At 71.9% G+C, this 17,007-nt stretch carries 17 protein-coding genes; 10 read left to right on the top strand and 7 right to left on the bottom strand.

Translation table 11 applies throughout. The features are described 5' to 3' along the window. Positions 1–409 precede the first annotated feature (409 nt). Together L7N97_RS11305 and L7N97_RS11300 are read left to right on the top strand one after the other, a co-directional pair. The gene (locus tag L7N97_RS11305; protein ID WP_237478382.1) at positions 410–2,407 is read left to right on the top strand and encodes a sensor histidine kinase; all 1,998 of its coding nucleotides are present in this window, start codon (positions 410–412) and stop codon (positions 2,405–2,407) included. Then, on the top strand, positions 2,404–3,084 hold the full coding sequence (locus L7N97_RS11300; protein WP_237478381.1) for a response regulator transcription factor: 681 nt from the start codon (positions 2,404–2,406) through the stop codon (positions 3,082–3,084). The genes L7N97_RS11305 and L7N97_RS11300 overlap by 4 nt, the downstream gene beginning before the upstream one ends. A 203-nt stretch (positions 3,085–3,287) precedes the next feature. On the opposite strand, the gene L7N97_RS11295 is transcribed toward L7N97_RS11300, so the two are convergent. The 4 genes from L7N97_RS11295 to L7N97_RS11280 form a co-directional block, all read right to left on the bottom strand. Continuing rightward, on the bottom strand, positions 3,288–4,199 hold the full coding sequence (locus L7N97_RS11295) for a YihY/virulence factor BrkB family protein (protein ID WP_237478380.1): 912 nt from the start codon (positions 4,197–4,199) through the stop codon (positions 3,288–3,290). Beyond that, positions 4,196–5,266: an endonuclease/exonuclease/phosphatase family protein gene (locus tag L7N97_RS11290; RefSeq protein WP_237478379.1), complete on the bottom strand. Its 1,071-nt coding sequence runs from the start codon at positions 5,264–5,266 to the stop codon at positions 4,196–4,198. The genes L7N97_RS11295 and L7N97_RS11290 overlap by 4 nt, the downstream gene beginning before the upstream one ends. A 305-nt stretch (positions 5,267–5,571) precedes the next feature. Continuing rightward, on the bottom strand, positions 5,572–5,745 hold the full coding sequence (locus L7N97_RS11285) for a DUF1328 domain-containing protein (protein ID WP_237478378.1): 174 nt from the start codon (positions 5,743–5,745) through the stop codon (positions 5,572–5,574). Positions 5,746–5,916: 171 nt separating this feature from the next. Continuing rightward, positions 5,917–6,327, bottom strand: a complete 411-nt coding sequence (locus L7N97_RS11280; RefSeq protein WP_237478377.1) for a PRC-barrel domain-containing protein — start codon at positions 6,325–6,327, stop codon at positions 5,917–5,919. Between the two features lie 277 nt (positions 6,328–6,604). On the opposite strand from L7N97_RS11280, the gene L7N97_RS11275 reads away from it, so the two are divergent. Together L7N97_RS11275 and L7N97_RS11270 are read left to right on the top strand one after the other, a co-directional pair. Then, entirely contained in the window at positions 6,605–6,853 is a 249-nt protein-coding gene (locus L7N97_RS11275; RefSeq protein WP_237478376.1) for a hypothetical protein, read from the top strand. 14 nt (positions 6,854–6,867) lie between these two features. Continuing rightward, positions 6,868–7,128 (top strand): hypothetical protein, encoded by a 261-nt coding sequence (locus tag L7N97_RS11270; protein WP_237478375.1) that lies wholly within the window; start codon positions 6,868–6,870, stop codon positions 7,126–7,128. A gap of 64 nt (positions 7,129–7,192) precedes the next feature. On the opposite strand, the gene L7N97_RS30225 is transcribed toward L7N97_RS11270, so the two are convergent. The 3 genes from L7N97_RS30225 to L7N97_RS11260 form a co-directional block, all read right to left on the bottom strand. Continuing rightward, positions 7,193–7,342 carry a hypothetical protein gene (locus L7N97_RS30225; RefSeq protein WP_309242790.1) on the bottom strand — a complete coding sequence of 50 codons (150 nt, stop codon included), beginning with the start codon at positions 7,340–7,342 and terminating at the stop codon, positions 7,193–7,195. 315 nt (positions 7,343–7,657) lie between these two features. Continuing rightward, positions 7,658–8,158, bottom strand: a complete 501-nt coding sequence (locus tag L7N97_RS30220; protein ID WP_309242789.1) for a cation:proton antiporter domain-containing protein — start codon at positions 8,156–8,158, stop codon at positions 7,658–7,660. A 236-nt stretch (positions 8,159–8,394) separates the two neighbouring features. After that, complete coding sequence (locus tag L7N97_RS11260; protein ID WP_237482184.1) at positions 8,395–9,045, bottom strand: DUF2254 family protein; 651 nt, start codon at positions 9,043–9,045, stop codon at positions 8,395–8,397. 553 nt (positions 9,046–9,598) lie between these two features. On the opposite strand from L7N97_RS11260, the gene L7N97_RS11255 reads away from it, so the two are divergent. The 6 genes from L7N97_RS11255 (at position 9,599) to L7N97_RS11230 (ending at position 16,921) form a co-directional block, all read left to right on the top strand. Continuing rightward, positions 9,599–11,125 carry a sugar ABC transporter ATP-binding protein gene (locus tag L7N97_RS11255; protein WP_237478374.1) on the top strand — a complete coding sequence of 509 codons (1,527 nt, stop codon included), beginning with the start codon at positions 9,599–9,601 and terminating at the stop codon, positions 11,123–11,125. Further along, a complete protein-coding gene (locus tag L7N97_RS11250) occupies positions 11,122–12,153 on the top strand; it encodes an ABC transporter permease (protein ID WP_237478373.1) in 1,032 nt (343 codons plus the stop codon). Before L7N97_RS11255 ends, L7N97_RS11250 begins: the two co-directional genes overlap by 4 nt. Before the next feature lie 49 nt (positions 12,154–12,202). After that, the gene (locus L7N97_RS11245; protein WP_237478372.1) at positions 12,203–13,174 is read left to right on the top strand and encodes a substrate-binding domain-containing protein; all 972 of its coding nucleotides are present in this window, start codon (positions 12,203–12,205) and stop codon (positions 13,172–13,174) included. A gap of 43 nt (positions 13,175–13,217) precedes the next feature. Then, positions 13,218–14,219 (top strand): ABC transporter permease, encoded by a 1,002-nt coding sequence (locus L7N97_RS11240; protein WP_237478371.1) that lies wholly within the window; start codon positions 13,218–13,220, stop codon positions 14,217–14,219. Positions 14,220–14,383: 164 nt separating this feature from the next. Next, positions 14,384–15,196 (top strand): sugar-binding protein, encoded by an 813-nt coding sequence (locus L7N97_RS11235; protein WP_237478370.1) that lies wholly within the window; start codon positions 14,384–14,386, stop codon positions 15,194–15,196. A gap of 171 nt (positions 15,197–15,367) precedes the next feature. Then, on the top strand, positions 15,368–16,921 hold the full coding sequence (locus tag L7N97_RS11230; protein ID WP_237478369.1) for a sugar ABC transporter ATP-binding protein: 1,554 nt from the start codon (positions 15,368–15,370) through the stop codon (positions 16,919–16,921). Positions 16,922–17,007: the final 86 nt, after the last annotated feature.

Genomic DNA, 17,007 nt, shown 5'->3' with positions numbered 1-17,007 from the left:
CGGATATCGAGGAGCCTGCGGTCGCGCCCCCCCTGGACCGATCAGATCCCCCGCCCGGCGACGGCCAAGCGAAACCGTCACGCCGTCCAATGGCGGCCGCCGAGGGGCGGGGGCAAGTCGGGGCGCCCGGTCGGCCATGTCAGGTTTATCCCGACATGCCGGCGCCCCTTTCCCGACAGGCGGTGCCATCGGGATCTCCCAGATCCCATCCCTGTCGGCTTCGCCGCACCGGCGCAGTGCTTTAGAATCTCGGCCATCCTGGCCGGCCCGGCCGGCCCCTCGTAGGTGTGCGCCCGATCCCGTGCCCTGGTCCCGAAGCCTCCCTGGCCGCCGGCGATGGAGCGGTCCGTCCCGCCACGCCCTCGTCGCGTTGGGGCAGGCCCGGTCCGGCCCGCTCCTGCCGCTGCTGATGGCCGCGTTGATCCCTGTGCTGCTGTTCGGGGGCTGGACCGCTTATCGATCCGCCGCGGATCACCGGGCCGCGGCCCTGCGGACCGCGCGCGAGACGGTGTCGCGCGTCGCCGAGCGCGTCACGGCCGAGATGATGAGCCAGGAACGCGTCGCCGAAACGCTCGCCGCCTCGGCGGCGCTGGACGGCCCCGACCTGCCCGCATTCTACCGCGAGGCCGAGCGGGTCAGGGCCATGCACCCGCTCTGGCACACCGTGGAACTCGACGACCTCGCGGGCGAGCAGGTCCTCAACCTCCTGCGCCCGCTCGGCGCCCCGCTCGGGCCGACGGCGGACCGCGCCACCTTCGACGAGGTGCTGCGCGACCGTGCTCCGGCGGTGGGCGGCATCGGCCCCGTCGGCCCCGTGTCGGGGGTGCGCCTCGTCGCATTGCGCGTGCCGGTGACGCGGGACGGCGCGCTGAAGGGCGTCCTGACGGTCGCGCTCAGCCCCGACGCGGTCGGCGACGTCCTGCGCGGCGCCGGCATCCCCCCCGGCTGGATCGGCGCCGTGGTGGATCGAGGCGGCAGGCTGATCACGCGCAGCGCGGATGAAGCCGCCACCGTGGGCCTGCCCGCGTCCCCCGATGTTCAGCACGCCATCGCGACCGGGACGGGCGGCTCCTACAAGGGCGTCACGCGGGACGGCGTGCCGGTCGAAACCGTCTTCGAGCGGCTCACCGCCTGCGGGGCCTGGACGGTGCACCTCGGCGTGCCGCGGAGCGCTCTCGACGGCCCCGTCCGGCGCGCGCTGCTCGCGGTCGCAGCCGTGGCGACCGCGAGCCTCGCCCTGGCGGCGACGCTCGTGGCCCTGCTGGCGCGCGACCTCGCCCGCCGGCGCGAGCGCGAGCGCGGGCTCGCCGCCGCCGCGCTCGAAGCCAGCGAGGAGCGCGCGGCGCTGGCGGTCGCGGCCGCCGACCTCGGCACTTGGCGCTGGGACGCGGCCGCGGGCTCCTTCACCTGTTCGGCGCGCTGCTGCGTCCTGGTCGGCCTGCCGGGCGGCGCGGGAGGCCGCGGCACCTGGACCCTGGCGGACTTCCTCGCGCCCGTCCACCCCGCCGACCGCGATGCGCTGCGGGCCGCCGCCCAGGGCTGCGTCGCGGCGGGCGGCGCCTTCGCGGCGGACTTCCGGCTGCGGGTCGACGGAGGTCCCGCACCGTGGCGCCACATCCGCGGCCGCGCCGGCGACGGGGACAGCCGCGGCGAGGTCTACGGCATCGTGGCCGACATCGACGCGCCGAAGCGGGCCGAGGCCGAGCGCTCCGACCTGCTGCGCCGCCTCGCCGCCGCGCAGGAGGACGTGCAGCGGCGCGTCGCCCACGACCTCCACGATCAGGTCGGCCAGACCGTGACGGGCCTGTCGCTGGGGCTGAAAGGGCTCGAGCGTGCCCTCGACGGGCCGCCGGAGGGCGGGGGCGCATCCTTCGCCCCAGAGCTCGGCGATCGCGTGCGGTGGCTGTCGGATCTCGCCGGCACCATCGGCCGCGACATCCACCGCGTCGCCTCCGACCTTCGCCCGACCGCGCTCGACGACCTCGGCCTGCCGAAGGCCCTCGCGGCGCTGGCGGCCGACTGGAGCGCCCTCTACGGGGTCGCGGCCGACGTGCAGGTGATCGGTTCCGAGGAAAGGCTGCCCGACGAGGTCGCCACCGCGATCTACCGCGTCGTGCAGGAGGCATTGACCAACGTGCTCAAGCACGCGCGCGCCCGCACCGTGAGCGTGGTGCTCGACCGCCGCCCGCGCGACGTGCGCGTCGTGATCGAGGACGACGGCGCCGGCTTCGATCCCGAAGCGGCCCCCGTGCCCGGCGAGCGCCGGCGCGTCGGCCTGCTCGGCATGAGGGAGCGGCTCGGCCTCATCGGCGGCACGCTGCGGGTCGAGGCCTCGCCCGGCGCGGGCACGAGCCTGTTCGTCCACGTCCCGCTCGACCCCGACCACGCCGAGGAGGGCGCCCCATGAGTTCGACATCTGTCGCGGGCCGGCGCATTCGCGTCGCGCTCGCCGACGACCATCCGGTGGTGTTGGCCGGCATCCGTGCGCTGCTGCAGGTCGCGCCCGAGGTCGACCTCGTCGGCGAGGCCGGGGACGGCGAGACCGCGCTGCGCCTCGTGCTCGCGGAGCGGCCCGACGTGGCGGTGCTCGACGTGTCGATGCCGCGCCTGAACGGCCTCGACCTCGCGCACCGGCTCGCCGCCGAGGCGCCCGGCGTGCGGGTGATCGCGCTCACGGTGCACGAGGACCGCGCCTACGTGCAGCAGTTGCTCGACGCCGGCGCGCGGGGCTACCTGCTCAAGCGCTCGGCCGCCGACGACCTGCTGCGCGCCGTGCGGGCCGTGGCGGAGGGCGGCGTCTACCTCGACCCCGCCGTGGCCGGAAAGGCGCTGGCCGACGGGGCCGCCGCGGGCCAGGCCGCCGCCAGCGACGGCGTGCTGAGCCCGCGCGAGGCCGACGTGCTGCGCTTCACCGCGCAGGGCTTCAGCAACAAGGAGATCGCGGGCCGCCTCGCCGTCAGCGTCAAGACGGTGGAAACCTACAAGGCGCGCGCGTCCGACAAGCTCGGCCTGCGCTCGCGCGCCGAGATCGTCCGCTACGGCGCCGCCAAGGGCTGGCTGGCCGAGCTGGCAGGGGGCGCGTGAGCGGGTTCGTGTCCTCACCGGCGTCGCATCCTGCCGCCGTCGCCCCCGCGATCGGGGTCCCCCGGCGGCGGCCGTCCGCCTCGTGCGACGGCACGGCAAGCGCGCCTGTCGGTCGGCCGCCGGCCGTCTCCGCGACCGCGGTGGCGAGGTTGCGGCCCGCCGCGGTGAGGAGGAGCGCGCCCGGCTCCCCGCCTCGGTCGGCCCTATCCGGCCGCGTCTCGGCGCCGGTTCGGACCGCGCCCGGCGCCGCCGTAGAGGCCGGTCTGCCGCTCGATCACCGAGTCGAGTTCCGCGCAGCACAGCACGACCAGGAAGTCGATCCACAGCCACAACAGGAAGGCCACCACGGTGCTGAGCGAGCCGTAGGTGGCGCTGAGTCCCATGAAGCGCGTCGTGAACCAGGAAAACAGCGCCGTGCCGAGCACCAGGGCGCCCGCGGCCAGGGCCGAGCCGACCGTGACCAGGGGCCAGTGCTCGCGCTCGCGGTTCGGCGCGTGGCGGTACAGCAGCGCCAGCCCCATGGCGAAGCCGGCGTACAGGGCCGGCCAGCGCCCCCAGTGCACGGCGGCGGCCGCGATGGCGCCGAGGCCCACGCGGGCCAGCACGGCAGGCGACGCCAGCAGGGCGCCCGCGCTCAGCGCCAGCAGCGCCATCGCGCCGAGCGTGAAGGCGAGGGTGAGGAGACTGCGGTGCAGGAACGGTCGACTCTCCTTCTTGTCGTAGACGATGTTCAGCGCCGAGAAGAGGGCCTTCATGCCGCTGTTGGTGGTCCACAGCGTCACCGCGACGCCGGCCACCGGCGCGAGAGCGCCGAGCCAGGGCGCCTCGGCCCGGCCGTCGGCGGGGTTGGAGCGCAGGGCGGACTCGACCGCGTCGCCGACCACCGACCGGCTCGCGTCGGGCAGCAGGTCCGACAGCGTGCCGACCAAGGCCCTGGCCTCGCCCGGGCCGACGGTTCTGCTCGCGGCCCAAACCATCAGCGCCACGGCGGGGAACAGCGCCAGCGCGACGCGGAACGCCACGCCCGAGGCGACGATGGAGGCGCGGTCGTCCTCGATCTCGTCCCAGGTGCGGCGAAGGATGGCGATCCAGGCCCTGCCGCCGATGCGCGTCACGGCGAGCCGACCGTCGCGGCGCGGTCCGCCTCGTCGACCCGGGCGCGGTCGTCGGTGCTCTCGGGCGCGGCGGGGGGCGGCTCCACGGCGGGGTCTCGGCACAGGCGCACCACGTAGGGGTAGTGGTCCGAGCCGATATAGGGCAGGCGCTCAAGCGACAGCGCGGTGAACCCCGGCTTGTAGTCGATCTGGTCGAGCGGCCACTTGGCCCACCAGGAATGGGCGTCGAAGCTGTACACGTAGCCGTAGCCCTGCCGCGGCGACACGAGGCCGGCGACACGGCGCGTCCTCTGCACGGCATCTTCCCAGGGCGTGGCGTTGAGGTCACCGGCCAGGATGGCCGGCCCGTCCGCGCTCCGCAGGATCGCGGCCGCGGCGTAGAGCTCCGCGTCGCGCGGCAGGGCCGACTGGCCGACGAGCGGCGGGCGCGGGTGGATGCCGAGGAAGGTCGCATCCTCGCCGTCCCGCAGGCGCACCTTCGTGACGATCGACGGCGTGTCGCGCCCGGCGAGGAAGCGAATCTCCGTGCCCGACAGCGGCAGGCGCGAGAACAGGCGCATGCCGTAATAGGAGCCGATGATCTTCGTGGCGCCGTAGGGCATGTCGGCGCTGAGCGGCTCCAGAGTCTTGTCCCACCAGTCGTCGACCTCCATGGCGAGGAACAGGTCGGGCTTCTGCGCCCGCACCTCGTCGAGCAGCGTCCGCGACTGGCGATTCGTCAGCAGCACGTTGGAGATCATCACCGTGAGACGCCGGTCCGCGCAGCTCTCGTCGGCCAGCGCGGCGCCGCCCTGCGGCCGATAGGGCCACAGCACGACGGCGTCGGCGCCGACCGCCACCAGGGCCGCGGCCACGAGGGCGAGGGAAGAGCGCGGGTAGCTCCGCCCGAAGGCGGACAGCAGCGCGAGCAGCCCGAGCGTGGCGATGCCGAAGGGCAGGCGCGGGAAGTCGAGGAGCCGGATCAGCCACCACTTGGTGTCGATGAACGGCAGCAGCGACGCCGCGAGGGCCGTCGCGATCGAGAGCCCGAGGAGGCATAACAGGGCGAGCCGGAGGTGTCGGAGCAAGGCGGTCCTCGATCAGCTTCGGACGGAAGGCGGGGCCCCTCCGCGCGGCCGGGCCGCGCGTCGTGAACGCCCGGCGCGCCATCGGTTTCCGGCGGCGACGCGCTTGCGCGCTCGACGCCGCGGCTTTTCGAGCCGAGGGCCGGGAGGACCTCGCCGCGGGTGACGCGCTGGACGTTCAGCGCGGTGTCGGCTCGCCCTCCGCCGGGCTCCCGATGCGTCGCGAGCGGACGGAGGTGGGCGCATCGAACGAAGGAGCGCCGAGGCCGGCCCGGCCCCGGATGGACACGAAGCCGGTCCCGCTCGGGTCAGAAGATCGCCTGTCCGGCCAGCAGGGCGAGGACCAGGAGGACCACGAAGATCGCCACGGCGATGAAGAACAGCACCTTGGCGATCTTGGCGGTCGCGGCGGATATGCCCGAGAAGCCGAAGAAACCCGCCACGAGCGAGATGACGAGGAACAGGAGCGCCAGTTTCAGCATGGTTCAGCCGGGGATGGGCGGTGGCAGGGACGAGCGGCGCCGAGCGGGACCGGCGACGCGCCGGCGAGCGGCGCCAGTCTGGAACGGAAGACGGGCGCGTCGCGCGTTCCGGTTGGTGGAGCGGGGGTGCCCCGCCGGTGGCCCGGCGGAGCGGCGTCGGGACTTACGGCGTCAGGACTTCTTGTAGTTGAAGGCCGGCGCGTTCTTGAGGCTGTCCTTCGTGGTGTCGACGACGCCGTGCAGGCCGTTCTTGTCGCTCAGGACCATGGAGGACGGGTCGATCAGCACGTAGTGCTCGCCCATGCCGAGGAAGCCGCCGACGCTGAGCACGACGCCCGTGATCGTCTTGCCGTTGTCGATGACGAGGTCGGCGACGTTGCCGATCTTGTCGCCCTGGTTGTTGTAGACGTCCTGCCCGACCAGCTTCGAGGACATGATGTCGGCCGGCGCGACCGTGACGTAGTGGATCGTCGCCGTGGCATGGTCGGCCATCATCATGCCACCGTTGTTGGTGGTGTCGGCCGCGAAGGCGGAGCCCGCGGCGAGGGACGACAGGGCGAGGGCGGCGAGAAGGGTCTTCATGGTGCTCACTCCGAGACTCGGGTCGAGGCCGGGACGGCCTGCGACGTCGAGATGGGGCTGCACCGGCTCGCGCCCTGTCGGGGATCGCGGCCCGGCCTGTCAGGAATTTCCTGACAGCGGCCAAATTGAGAAACGTCGCCGATCGCGCGCCGCGACGGGTCTTCAGGCGTAGAGTCTGTCGACGTCAGGTTTATCCTGACGAGAAACGCGGGCGCGAGTGCTGGTCGACTTCGATCGAGGTGACTATCCTGATCGATGCCAATCGAGAGGATCTGTCATGACCTTGATGAAAACGATCGCCGCGGCCTGCGTCGCCTCGGCGTTGCTGACCGGCACCGCATCGGCGGCGGACCTGCCCGGCGCGATGTCGCACGGGTCCGGTGCGGTGCCCCACTATCGCCACAGCACCTACCGGCACGGCGCCTCGCTGTTCGGGCTCGGCCGCCACAGCACTGCCGCCGGCCGCGCCAAGCAGCGCCATCGCACCCACCTCGACCGCTGCCAGAACGTCCCGTCGCGCTGCTGACCCTGCGCGGGGCCGTGCGTCCCACCGCGGCCGCCTTCGGCGGGGCCCTGCTGGCGCTCGCCGCTGCGGCGAGGGCCGCCGCACCCGAACCGGCCCTGCCGGATCGCGTCCAGCAGGACGCGATGAGCTGCGCCGGCGAGGCGGCGCAGATCTGCCCCGAGGTTTGGACCGCCCCGGACCACGGGCTGGCCTGCATGACGGGCAAGCGCGAGCTGTTCAGCCCGCGGTGCCGCGCGGTCTACGACGAGGTTGCACGCGCCCTGGGCCGGCGGTGAGCCGGGGCCGCCCGGAGCCGCCCACCGCGACCCAGGCGCGGCGGAGCGCGCCCATGACTCCGCTTCAGGCTTTCACGGTGCGCCGCGCGACGGCGCCGAGGCTCGCGCCCTGGACCGCGATTGAGAACAGCACCACCGCGTCGGTGCGGGTCAGGACGGCCGGCTTGGCCGGGCTGTCGGGCAGCGACAGCGCGATCGAGAGGCCGCCGCGCACGCCCATACCACCAGCGGCACGCTCGAAGGCGGCAAGTGATCTCGCCAGCCCGAGAACACAGCGCCGGCCAGATCGCGACCGCGATCGCCCGCGCCAAGAGCACGAGCGGGACAGCGGCGAGCGCGAGGAGGAGGTTCGAGCCCGCGAAGGCGAGTTGCGTCACCTCGAGGCCGATCATCAGGAACAGCACCGAGTTCAGCACCTCGTCGATCAGCGATCAAAGGGCGAAGACGTATTTCCGCGTCGTCTCGCTCATGGCGTAGCGCGGGCCGGGGTCGCCAGAGGCCCGCTCGTGTCGAGCTTCTCGGCGAGCCTCTAGGTGGCGGTGACCAGCGCCAGCGTGACCAGCACCGCGACGGGATAGTCGTCGATCGCCCGCATGGCGCGGGAGGCGAGGTAGCCGGCGACGCAGCCGAGGAGGCCGCCGCCGCCGGCCTCCCGCAGGAGCAGCGGCGCGACGGCCCCGGGCGAGGTCTCGCCCGCGGAGGCGCCGGACGCGAAGCGCAGCAGCCCGGTGAACAGCACGATGCCGATGCCATGGTTGAACAGCGCCTCGCCCTCGATCTGCACCTTGAGGCTCTCGGGCAGGTCGACGCTCTTCAGCGTGCCCATCACGGCGACGGGGTCGGTCGGGCTGATCAGGGCGCCGAACACCAGCGCCCACAGGACCGGCAGCGGGTGGCCGAGAGCGAGCGACAGCCCCCACAGGCCCGCGCCGACGATGGCCAGGGCCAGGACGGGGAGCGCGCACTTTGCGCAACTCCGGCACGTCGACGCTGAGCGCGCCCGCGAAGATGAGGAAGGCGAGCATGCCATGCATCACCACGGGGCTGAAGTCGATGCGGCCCAGCACGTCCGCGATCAGCGCGGAGGCACGGTGGCCCGGCACGATGGCGTCGACGCCGAGCATCACGAGCGATGCCGCGGCGCCCATGACGAGCAGGCCGATGGTGTGCGGGAGGAGCGCGAGCTTGCGGTCCACCCAGCCGAACAGGGCCGACAGGGTGAGCAGGATGGCGAGGAGGTCGAGGACCGACAAGGGATCAGTCTCCTCATCCGCGCCGGGGACCGGGCGTGGCGGGCGCCGTGGTCGCGTCGATCATGTCGGCCGCGGTCGCGAAGGCCCGGTGCCGCGCCTCGCAGTCCTCAAGGCCTGCCAGGTCCGTCACTCCGTCCCGCGCGGTTTGAATCGCGAGGTCGGCGTGGCGGCGCAGCGCGGCGAGGCGCCCGGGGAAGCGCTCGACTTCGGCGGCGTGAGCCAGCACTTCCAGGAGCCTGATCAGCACGTAGGCCGAGCCCGATCCGTTCTGGCGGACCGTGTGGAGCATGGCATCGCAGAGCCCCTCGCGATCGACCACGTCGAGCCGCAGCACGATCAGCCCGTCCCGCTCCACAGCGCCGCGCGGCAGGTGCCGCTTCGCCAGGCGGCACAGGGCGTCGCCGAAGCGGTCGAGCACGCTGCCCGCCGTGAAGGGGTCGTCGATGCCGGGCGAGAGCGCCCGCACCGCGATCTCGTCGAGCTGGCGCACGGGATCTTCGAGATCCTGCAGGGCGGCCTGCCGTGGCCCGAAGGTGAAGGCGCGATCGAGCGCGTCGCGGGCGTCGCCGACGGCAGCCGAAACGGTCGCGGCCGCGACGCCGCGGGGGACATAGGCCCGGGCCGGATCCGCAACGCTACCTCGACCCCGTGCTCCGCCGCCCAGTCGGCCAGGGCGTCGGCGTCGACGGCCTGGAGGAAGCCGCTGCCCGAGGCCGCCACGGCCTCGCCGCGCACCGGCTCCGACGGGAGCAGCGGCGGCTCTTCCTCGAGGGTGCCGTCGGCGGTCGAATCAGGCGGATGATGGCTTTCGTTTGCCCCACTGATCGTGGGCTCAGACGGAGGCGCTGCCGCCACCCCGGCCCAAGCCGGTGACCGTGGTGGCCCTCCAAGGACATCCACCACGCTCTGGGACACGACCCGTCGATCACGTCCGTCGACGCGGCCGTGCTCCGGTTCGACCTGTGACGGAACCCATGTAGGGCAGGCGGCTCGCCCGATCCCGCCACGATCCCGAACTGCCATTCCAGCGGAGAAATAAATCGAAACAGACCAGGCAAGCGCTTGCTCGTACCTGCATCTCGGGTAAGCTGCAACGAAATGGTGCGCGACAGCACCCGGTCCGACGGCTCTTCGGAGATCGTGGCCGAACGGGGGGAGTACGGCATGCGCAAGGGCTCGTCCCGATCCGCATCGATGCCTCGCGGCGGAAACCGCTCGTGACGTCGATCCTCCTCGCCCTCCGCGGCGTCCAGAAGCGCTTCGGCGGCGTCCACGCCCTGAAGGGCGTCGACTTCACCCTGGCGGCCGGTGAGGTCCACGTGCTGCTCGGCGAGAACGGCGCAGGCAAGTCGACGCTGATGGGCGTGCTGTCGGGCGCCGTGGTGCCGGACGCGGGCGAGATCCGGATCGACGGCGAGCCGGTCCGTTTCGCGAGCCCGCGCGACGCGCACGCGGCCGGCGTCGCCATGATCCCTCAGGAGCTGGACCTCGTCCCCGGGCTCGACATCGCCGCGAACCTGTTCCTCGGCAACGAGATCACGGCGGCCGGCGTCCTGCAGGGCCGGCGCATGAGGGCCGCGGCCCAGGACCTGCTCGCCAAGGCCGGCGTCTCGCTCGACGCAGGCACGCTGGTGTCGAGCCTCAGGATCGGCGAGCGCCAGCTCGTGGCCATCGCCAAGGCGCTCGCGGCCGAGGCCCGCATCCTGGTCATGGACGAGCCCTCCGCGGCGCTGTCGGCCGTGGAGGCGGACCATCTGATGCGCGTGGTGCGAGACCTCAAGGCGCGCGGCGTCGGCGTGGTCTACATCTCGCACCGCCTGGAGGAGGTGGCCCGCATCGCGGACCGCGTCACCGTGATGCGCGACGGGCAGGTCGTGGGCGAGTGTGCGCCTTCCACGCCTCAGGCCGAGCTGGTGCGCCTGCTCGTCGGCCGGCCGCTGTCCGACCTGTTCCCGCCCCGCGCGGCGCGGGTGGGCGCGCCGATCCTGCGGCTGGAGCGCGCCGCCTTCGACCCCGACCGGCCGCGCGCCGGGTGGCAGGCGCCGCGCGACGTGTCGCTCACGGTGCGCGAGGGCGAGATCGTCGGCCTCGCCGGCCTCATGGGCGTCGGCCGCACGGAGCTGCTCGGCGCGCTCCACGGCTTCGGCGCCGCCGGGCGCTGGCGCGGCACCGTGGAGATGCGCGGCGTCCCGGCCCGCCTCGGCACGGTGGAGGCCGCGCGGCGCGCCGGCATCGCCTACGTGACCGACGACCGCCGCGGCACCGGCCTCGTGCTGCACCACACCGTCGCCCAGAACGCGCTGATGTCGACCTGGCGGCGGGTGACGCCCTTCGGGCTCGTGTCGCGCGCGCTGGAGCGCCGCCGCGTCGCCGAAGCGATGGAACACTACGACGTCCGCCCGCGCCTGCCGAACGCGAAGGTCGTCAACCTGTCGGGCGGCAACCAGCAGAAGGTCGTCTTCGCCAAGGAACTCATGAACGGCCCCTCGCTGCTCCTGCTCGACGAGCCGACCCGCGGCGTCGACGTCGGCGCCAAGGCGGAGATCTACCGGCGCCTGCGCGGGCTCGCCGAGGCCGGGCTCGGCGTGCTGGTCGCATCCTCCGAGCTGCCCGAACTGCTCGGCCTGTGCGACCGCATCGTGGTGATGCGGGCCGGCCGCACCGTGCACGAGTTTCCGGCCGGCGCCGGCGAGGACGAGGTCCGCGCGGTCTGCGAGGCGGAAGACGAGGAGTTGGCCGCATGAGCACCACCGCGGCCCCGGCTGCCCCCGCGGCCCGCCCCCGGCGGAGCCCGCTCGCCTATCTGGTGCGCTTCCAGAGCCTGCTCGGGCTCGTGATCGTGGTCGCGGCCGGCGTCGCCTTCTCGCCGCGGCGGCACGGCCACATCCTGTTCCTGCAGACCGACAACGTCGCCAACATCATCCGCTCCATCGCCGAGACGGGCATCCTGGCGCTGGGCATGACCTTCGTGATCATCGCCGCCGGCATCGACCTGTCGGTCGGCGCGGTGCTGGGCCTGTGCTCGGTGCTGACGGCGGACCTCCTCGTCAACGAGGGCTGGGGCCTGTGGACCACGCTGCCGCTGGTGCTCCTCACGGGCCTCGTCTTCGGCGCCGTGCAGGGCTTCATCTCGACGAAAGCGCGCATCCAGGCCTTCATCGTCACGCTGGCGGGCCTGCAGGCGGCGCGCGGCCTGTCGCTGATCGCGTCCGGCAACAGCTTCATCAACATCTCCTACGGCGACGGGCCCGGCAAGGCGCCGGCCGGCTTCGCGGTGCTGGGCGAGCGGATCGGCGGGGTGTTCCCCGTGGCGACGCTGGTGTTCCTCCTCCTCGCCGCCGTCGCCACCTTCGTGCTCAACAACACGCGTTATGGCCGCTACGTCTTCGCGGTCGGCGGCAACGAGAAGGCAGCCCGGCTGAGCGGCATCCCGGTCCAGGCCGTGAGGATCTCGGTCTACGCCATCACGGGGCTGATGGCGGCCGTGGCCGGCATCGTCCACGCCGGGCAGTTCTCCTTCGGCAGCCCCAACGACGGCACCGGCTACGAGCTCAACGCCATCGCGGCCGTGGTGATCGGCGGCACAGACCTGTTCGGCGGCGCCGGCTCGATGGTCGGCACCATCGCCGGAGCCGTGATGCTGGGCGCGCTCGCCAACATCCTGGAGCTGAACGACGTCTCGGCCGCGATGCAGTTGCTCGCCACCGGCGCCATCATCGTGCTGGCGGCGGCTCTGCAGACCTTCGTCAACCGCGGCTCCGGGAGCCGTTGAACACCGTGCCGACCGGAAGAGTCCGGCGGCCTTCACGGGAGGACATGCCATGAAGACACCCACCCTCGCGCTGACGGCTCTGCTGGCCGGAACGGCCCTCGCCGCGGCGGCGGACGGCAAGCCGATCTACAAGGATTGCGGGCCGAACAACGACTACGTGATCGGCTTCAGCCAGGCGAACTTCAAGGAGCCGTATCGCGAGCACGTCAACCACGAGCTCGAGCGGCTGGTGAAGAACTATCCGAAGTTCAAGCTCACCATCGCGGATGGACAGGCCAGCGTGAACACGCAGGTCAGCCAGGTCGAGAACTTCGTCACCAAGCAGGTCGACCTCCTGATGATCTCGCCTTTCGAGTCCGCGCCGCTGACGCCGGCCGTGACGGCCGTCTTCAAGAAGGGCATCCCGGTGATCGAGCTCGACCGGAAGACGGTGGGCGACGATTACACGGCCTTCGTGGGGGGCGACAACCGGCAGATCGCCAAGGAGGCGGGCCAGTATGCCGCCAAGACGCTGATGCCGGACGGGGGCGAGGCGGCGATCCTGGAAGGATTGCCCTCGTCCTCCCCCGCCATCGAGCGGCTGGAAGGCTTCAAGGAGGGCATCGCCGAGAACCCCAAGATCAAGCTCGTGGCCGTTCAGCCCGTGGACTGGCAGGAGGACAAGGCCGTCACCGTATTCGGCGCCATGCTCCAGGCCCACCCGGACATCAAGCTCGTCTACACGTCGAACGACCTCGCCGCGGCGGGCGCCTACATCGCGGCCAAGCAGGCCGGCAAGGCCGGCGAGATCAAGATCATCGGCACGGACGGCCTCCCCGGCCCTTCGGGCGGCATTCGGTCCGTGGCGGATGGCGAGTGGGCCGCGACCTTCATCTACCCCACCGGGGCCGCCGAGGCGCTGGAACTCGCCAAGAAGATCTTGATCGACTGCGCCACGGAGGTGCCGCGCAACGTCACCGTGCCGACGCAGATCATCGACCGGCAGAACGCCAAGGAGATGTACGCGAAGCAGCAGTTCTGAGCCAGCGCGCCGACCCCCGGACATCTGCGAGGAAGCGATCACGATGAGCGGCCTGACCACGACACCGGCGGACGTGTCCGTCCGCCCCGGCCTCGGTGCCCGCGTCCTCAGGTCGCGCGAGACCGGCATCATCGGCGCGCTGCTGATCATGATGGTCGCGATCTCGCTCTTCGCGCCGGACTTCGCCAGCGTCGACAACCTGCTCAACGACGCCCGGAACTTCTCCTTCGTGGGCGTCGTCGTGCTGGGTCAGGCGCTGGTGATGATCACCGGGGGCATCGACCTGTCGGTCGGCAGCGTGTGGGGCCTCGCGGCCGTGTCGTCCGCCGCCATGATGGCGGCGGGCTTCCCGGTCGTCGTGGCCTGCGCGCTGGCCCTGCTGGTCGCGGCCGCGGTCGGCCTGTTCAACGGCTTCTGTGTCACCAAGCTCCGCATGCCGCCCTTCGTGCCGACGCTCGCCACCATGAGCATCGCCCGGGCTCTGGCGCTCGTCGTCACGCGCGGCAAGGCGATCGACGGCTTCCGGCCGGACGGCGACTGGTTCTTCGCGCTCGGGGGCGGGGACAGCTTCGGCCTGCCGAACCCCTTCATCCTGTTCGTGCTGCTCTCCGTGCTGTTCGGCGTCGTGCTGACCCGCTCGGTCTACGGGCGCCAGCTCTACGCGGTCGGCGGCAACGAGCGCGCGGCGCGGCTGACCGGCCTCGACGTCGACCGCCTCAAGATCAGCGTCTACGTCATCTCGGCCGTGTCGGCGGGCCTCGCCGGCATCGTCGAGGTCTCCTACCTGTCCTCCGCCATCTCGAACCAGGGGCTCGGCAAGGAGCTCAGCGTCATCGCGGCGGCGGTGATCGGGGGCACCGCGCTCACGGGCGGCGAGGGCACGATCCTCGGCGTCTTCGTCGGCACCGTGATCCTGGAGGTGCTGCGCAACGGCCTCGTCCTGCTCGGCACGGACGCCTACTGGCAGGGCGTCTTCGTCGGCTCCGTCATCGTCTTCGCCGTCTTCATCGACCAGCTCCGCAAGGGCGTCTGGAAGAAGCGGTGAGGCCCGGACACACCATCATCAACGACATCGGGAGAAGATGCACATGAAGCGTATCGTTCTGACGGCCGCGGCCCTCGCCGCGCTGGCCTCCGCCGGCCCGGCCCGCGCCGCCGACAAGGTCTTCGCCCTGGTGCCCAAGGCGCTCGGCGTGCCCTTCTACGCGGATGCCGAGAAGGGCTGCAAGGAAGAGGCGGCGAAGCTCGGCGCCACCTGTCTGTTCACCGGCCCAACTCGACGATGCCGCGCAGACCCAGATCATCCGCGACCTCATCACGAAGAAGGTCGCCGGCATCTCGGTGGCCCCGAACAATCCCGATTCCATCGCCAACGTGATCTCGGCCGCGGAGGCCAAGGGCATCCCCGTGGTCACCTTCGACTCCGACGCGCCCAAGTCCAAGCGCATCGCCTTCATCGGCACCAACAACGAGGCGGGCGGCGCCTCCGCGGGCGAAGCCTTCGTCAAGGCCATGCCCAAGGGCGGCACCTACGCGGTGCTGACGGGCGGCTTGTCGGCCCAGAACCTCAACGACCGCATCAAGGGCTTCAGGTCCAAGCTGAATGACAGCTTCAAGGAGGTGTCGGGCTCGCCCTTCGCTTGCAACGACGATTCCAACACCGCGGTGCAGATCATCCAGGACATCCTGGCGAAGAACCCCAACATCGACGGCATCTACTTCGCGGGCGGCTGGCCCATGTTCGCTCCCGAAGCCTACATGCGGGCGCTGAAGAACAAGGCCGCTGACCTCAAGAGCGGGAAGTTCGTGATCGTGTCCTTCGACACCCTGCCGACGCAGATCAAGCTCCTCAAGGACGGCTATGCCACGACGCTGGTGGGCCAGAGGCCGCTCGCCATGGGGGCGGACTCGATCGAGGCGCTCGACAAGCTGTCCAAGGGGGAGAAGATCCCGCCGGTCATCGACACGGGCGTCGACATCGTCGACGCCGCGAACGTCGACAAGTTCACCGCCGGGCAGTGACGGCCGCGTCCGTCCCGGACGACGCCGGCGGCCGATCCACGTCCCCGCTGACAGACGAGACGGCAGGCCGCACGCGTGCGGCGTGCCCCGACGTCGACGGCTCATCGTCGACGTCGGTCGATCGAAACGGGCGCACGTCCCGGCTCCCGCCCTCCTGATCGAGGTGACGCCATGCCTGCCCTCCTCACCCTCGATGGCATCACCAAGACCTATCCGGGGGTGAAAGCCCTGCAGGACGTCAGCTTCGACGTCGAGTCCGGCACGATCCACGCCGTGATGGGCGAGAACGGCGCCGGCAAATCGACGCTGATGCAGGTCATCGCCGGCGCCCACAGGCCCACGGCGGGCCGCCTCGTGTTCGACGGCGCCGACCTCGACCTCGCGAGCACCCGCGATGCCGCCGCGAAGGGCATCGCCATCGTGTTCCAGGAACTGATGCTCGCCCCCAACATGTCGGTGGCGGAGAACATCGGCCTCGGCACCGAGCCGCGGCAGGCCCGCGTGCTGGTCGACCGGGCGACCCTGCGGTCCCGCGCCCGCGCGGTGCTGGACCGGCTCGGCGTCGCGATCGACCCCGACGCGCAACTCGGCGACCTCACCATCGCTCAGCAGCAACTCGTCGAGATCGCCAAGGCCCTGGTGCACGAGCCGCGGCTGCTGATCCTCGACGAGCCGACGTCGAGCCTTTCGGAGGCCGACTCCCTCGCCCTGTTCCGGGTCGTCCACGACCTCAAGGCCCATGGCGTGACGGTGCTCTACATCTCGCACCGCATGCGCGAGGTGTTCGACAACTGCGACAGCGTCACCGTGCTCCGCGACGGGCGCCACGTCCGCACGGTGCCGCTCGCCGACACCAGCCCCGAGGAGGTGGTGCGGCTCATGGTGGGACGCGACCTCGCCGAGGTGCAGCGCGTGCCACCCTCCGCCGAAGCGCGACCGGTGGTGCTGTCGGTGCGGGGGCTCGGCGACGGGCATCGCTATCACGACGTGTCCTTCGACATCCGCCAGGGCGAGATCGTGGGGATGGCGGGGCTGATCGGCGCGGGGCGATCGGAGGTGGCGCTCGGCCTCTTCGGCGCGCCGCCGCCGGAAAGCGGCAGCGTCGAACTCGATGGCAAGCGCGTCGCGGTGCGGCGGCCGCGCGATGCCATGCGGCTCGGCATCGGCCTCGTGCCGGAGGACCGCAAAGGGCAGGGCCTCGTCCTCGGCATGGGCGTCGGCCCCAACCTGTCGCTCGCGGCACTGGGCCTCGGGATGGTCTCGTCGCGGGGTTTCGTCAGGCAGCGCGACGAGACGCGCATGATCGACGGCTACGTCGGGCGATTCCGCATCAAGACGCCCAGCGTCGAGCAGTTCGTCGGCCTGCTCAGCGGCGGCAACCAGCAAAAGGTCGTATTGGCGAAGTGGCTCGCGGCCGAACCGCGCCTGCTCATCGTCGATGAGCCGACGAGAGGAGTGGACGTCGGCACCAAGGCCGAGATCTACGCTCAGATGCGCGAGTTGGCGAAAGCCGGCCTCGCCATCCTCGTGATTTCCAGCGACCTGCCGGAGGTTCTGACCATCTCGGACCGCATCCTCGTGATGAGAGCTGGGCGGCTCGCGGGCGAGATCGCGTTCGCGGAGGCGTCCGAAGAGCGCATCATGGCGCTCGCCGCCCTGGAACACCCCGACCGAGGCCATCCGGAGACGCCACCGCGCGGCTACGCCGACGCGGCGGCGCGATGATGCCGAGGTGGAGAAGCGAACGGGACGGGCTCAGAGCCTGACCCAAAAGGATGGATGACGTCGTCCTGGTTGTGTGATTCAGAGCC

It is taken from the genome of Lichenibacterium dinghuense (assembly GCF_021730615.1).
Lineage (GTDB): Bacteria > Pseudomonadota > Alphaproteobacteria > Rhizobiales > Beijerinckiaceae > Lichenihabitans > Lichenihabitans dinghuensis.
This window is presented reverse-complemented; position numbering and strand designations above follow the sequence as displayed.

Excerpts from the sequence above, each read along its gene's own strand:
- L7N97_RS11305 (WP_237478382.1), top strand. The coding sequence starts at position 410 with ATGGCCGCGTTGATCCCTGTGCTGCTGTTCGGGGGCTGGACCGCTTAT.
- L7N97_RS11300 (WP_237478381.1), top strand. The coding sequence starts at position 2,404 with ATGAGTTCGACATCTGTCGCGGGCCGGCGCATTCGCGTCGCGCTCGCC.
- L7N97_RS11285 (WP_237478378.1), bottom strand. The coding sequence starts at position 5,745 with ATGCTGAAACTGGCGCTCCTGTTCCTCGTCATCTCGCTCGTGGCGGGT.
- L7N97_RS11280 (WP_237478377.1), bottom strand. The coding sequence starts at position 6,327 with ATGAAGACCCTTCTCGCCGCCCTCGCCCTGTCGTCCCTCGCCGCGGGC.
- L7N97_RS11275 (WP_237478376.1), top strand. The coding sequence starts at position 6,605 with ATGACCTTGATGAAAACGATCGCCGCGGCCTGCGTCGCCTCGGCGTTG.
- L7N97_RS30220 (WP_309242789.1), bottom strand. The coding sequence starts at position 8,158 with ATGGCATGCTCGCCTTCCTCATCTTCGCGGGCGCGCTCAGCGTCGACG.
- L7N97_RS11250 (WP_237478373.1), top strand. The coding sequence starts at position 11,122 with ATGAGCACCACCGCGGCCCCGGCTGCCCCCGCGGCCCGCCCCCGGCGG.
- L7N97_RS11245 (WP_237478372.1), top strand. The coding sequence starts at position 12,203 with ATGAAGACACCCACCCTCGCGCTGACGGCTCTGCTGGCCGGAACGGCC.
- L7N97_RS11240 (WP_237478371.1), top strand. The coding sequence starts at position 13,218 with ATGAGCGGCCTGACCACGACACCGGCGGACGTGTCCGTCCGCCCCGGC.
- L7N97_RS11235 (WP_237478370.1), top strand. The coding sequence starts at position 14,384 with ATGCCGAGAAGGGCTGCAAGGAAGAGGCGGCGAAGCTCGGCGCCACCT.
- L7N97_RS11230 (WP_237478369.1), top strand. The coding sequence starts at position 15,368 with ATGCCTGCCCTCCTCACCCTCGATGGCATCACCAAGACCTATCCGGGG.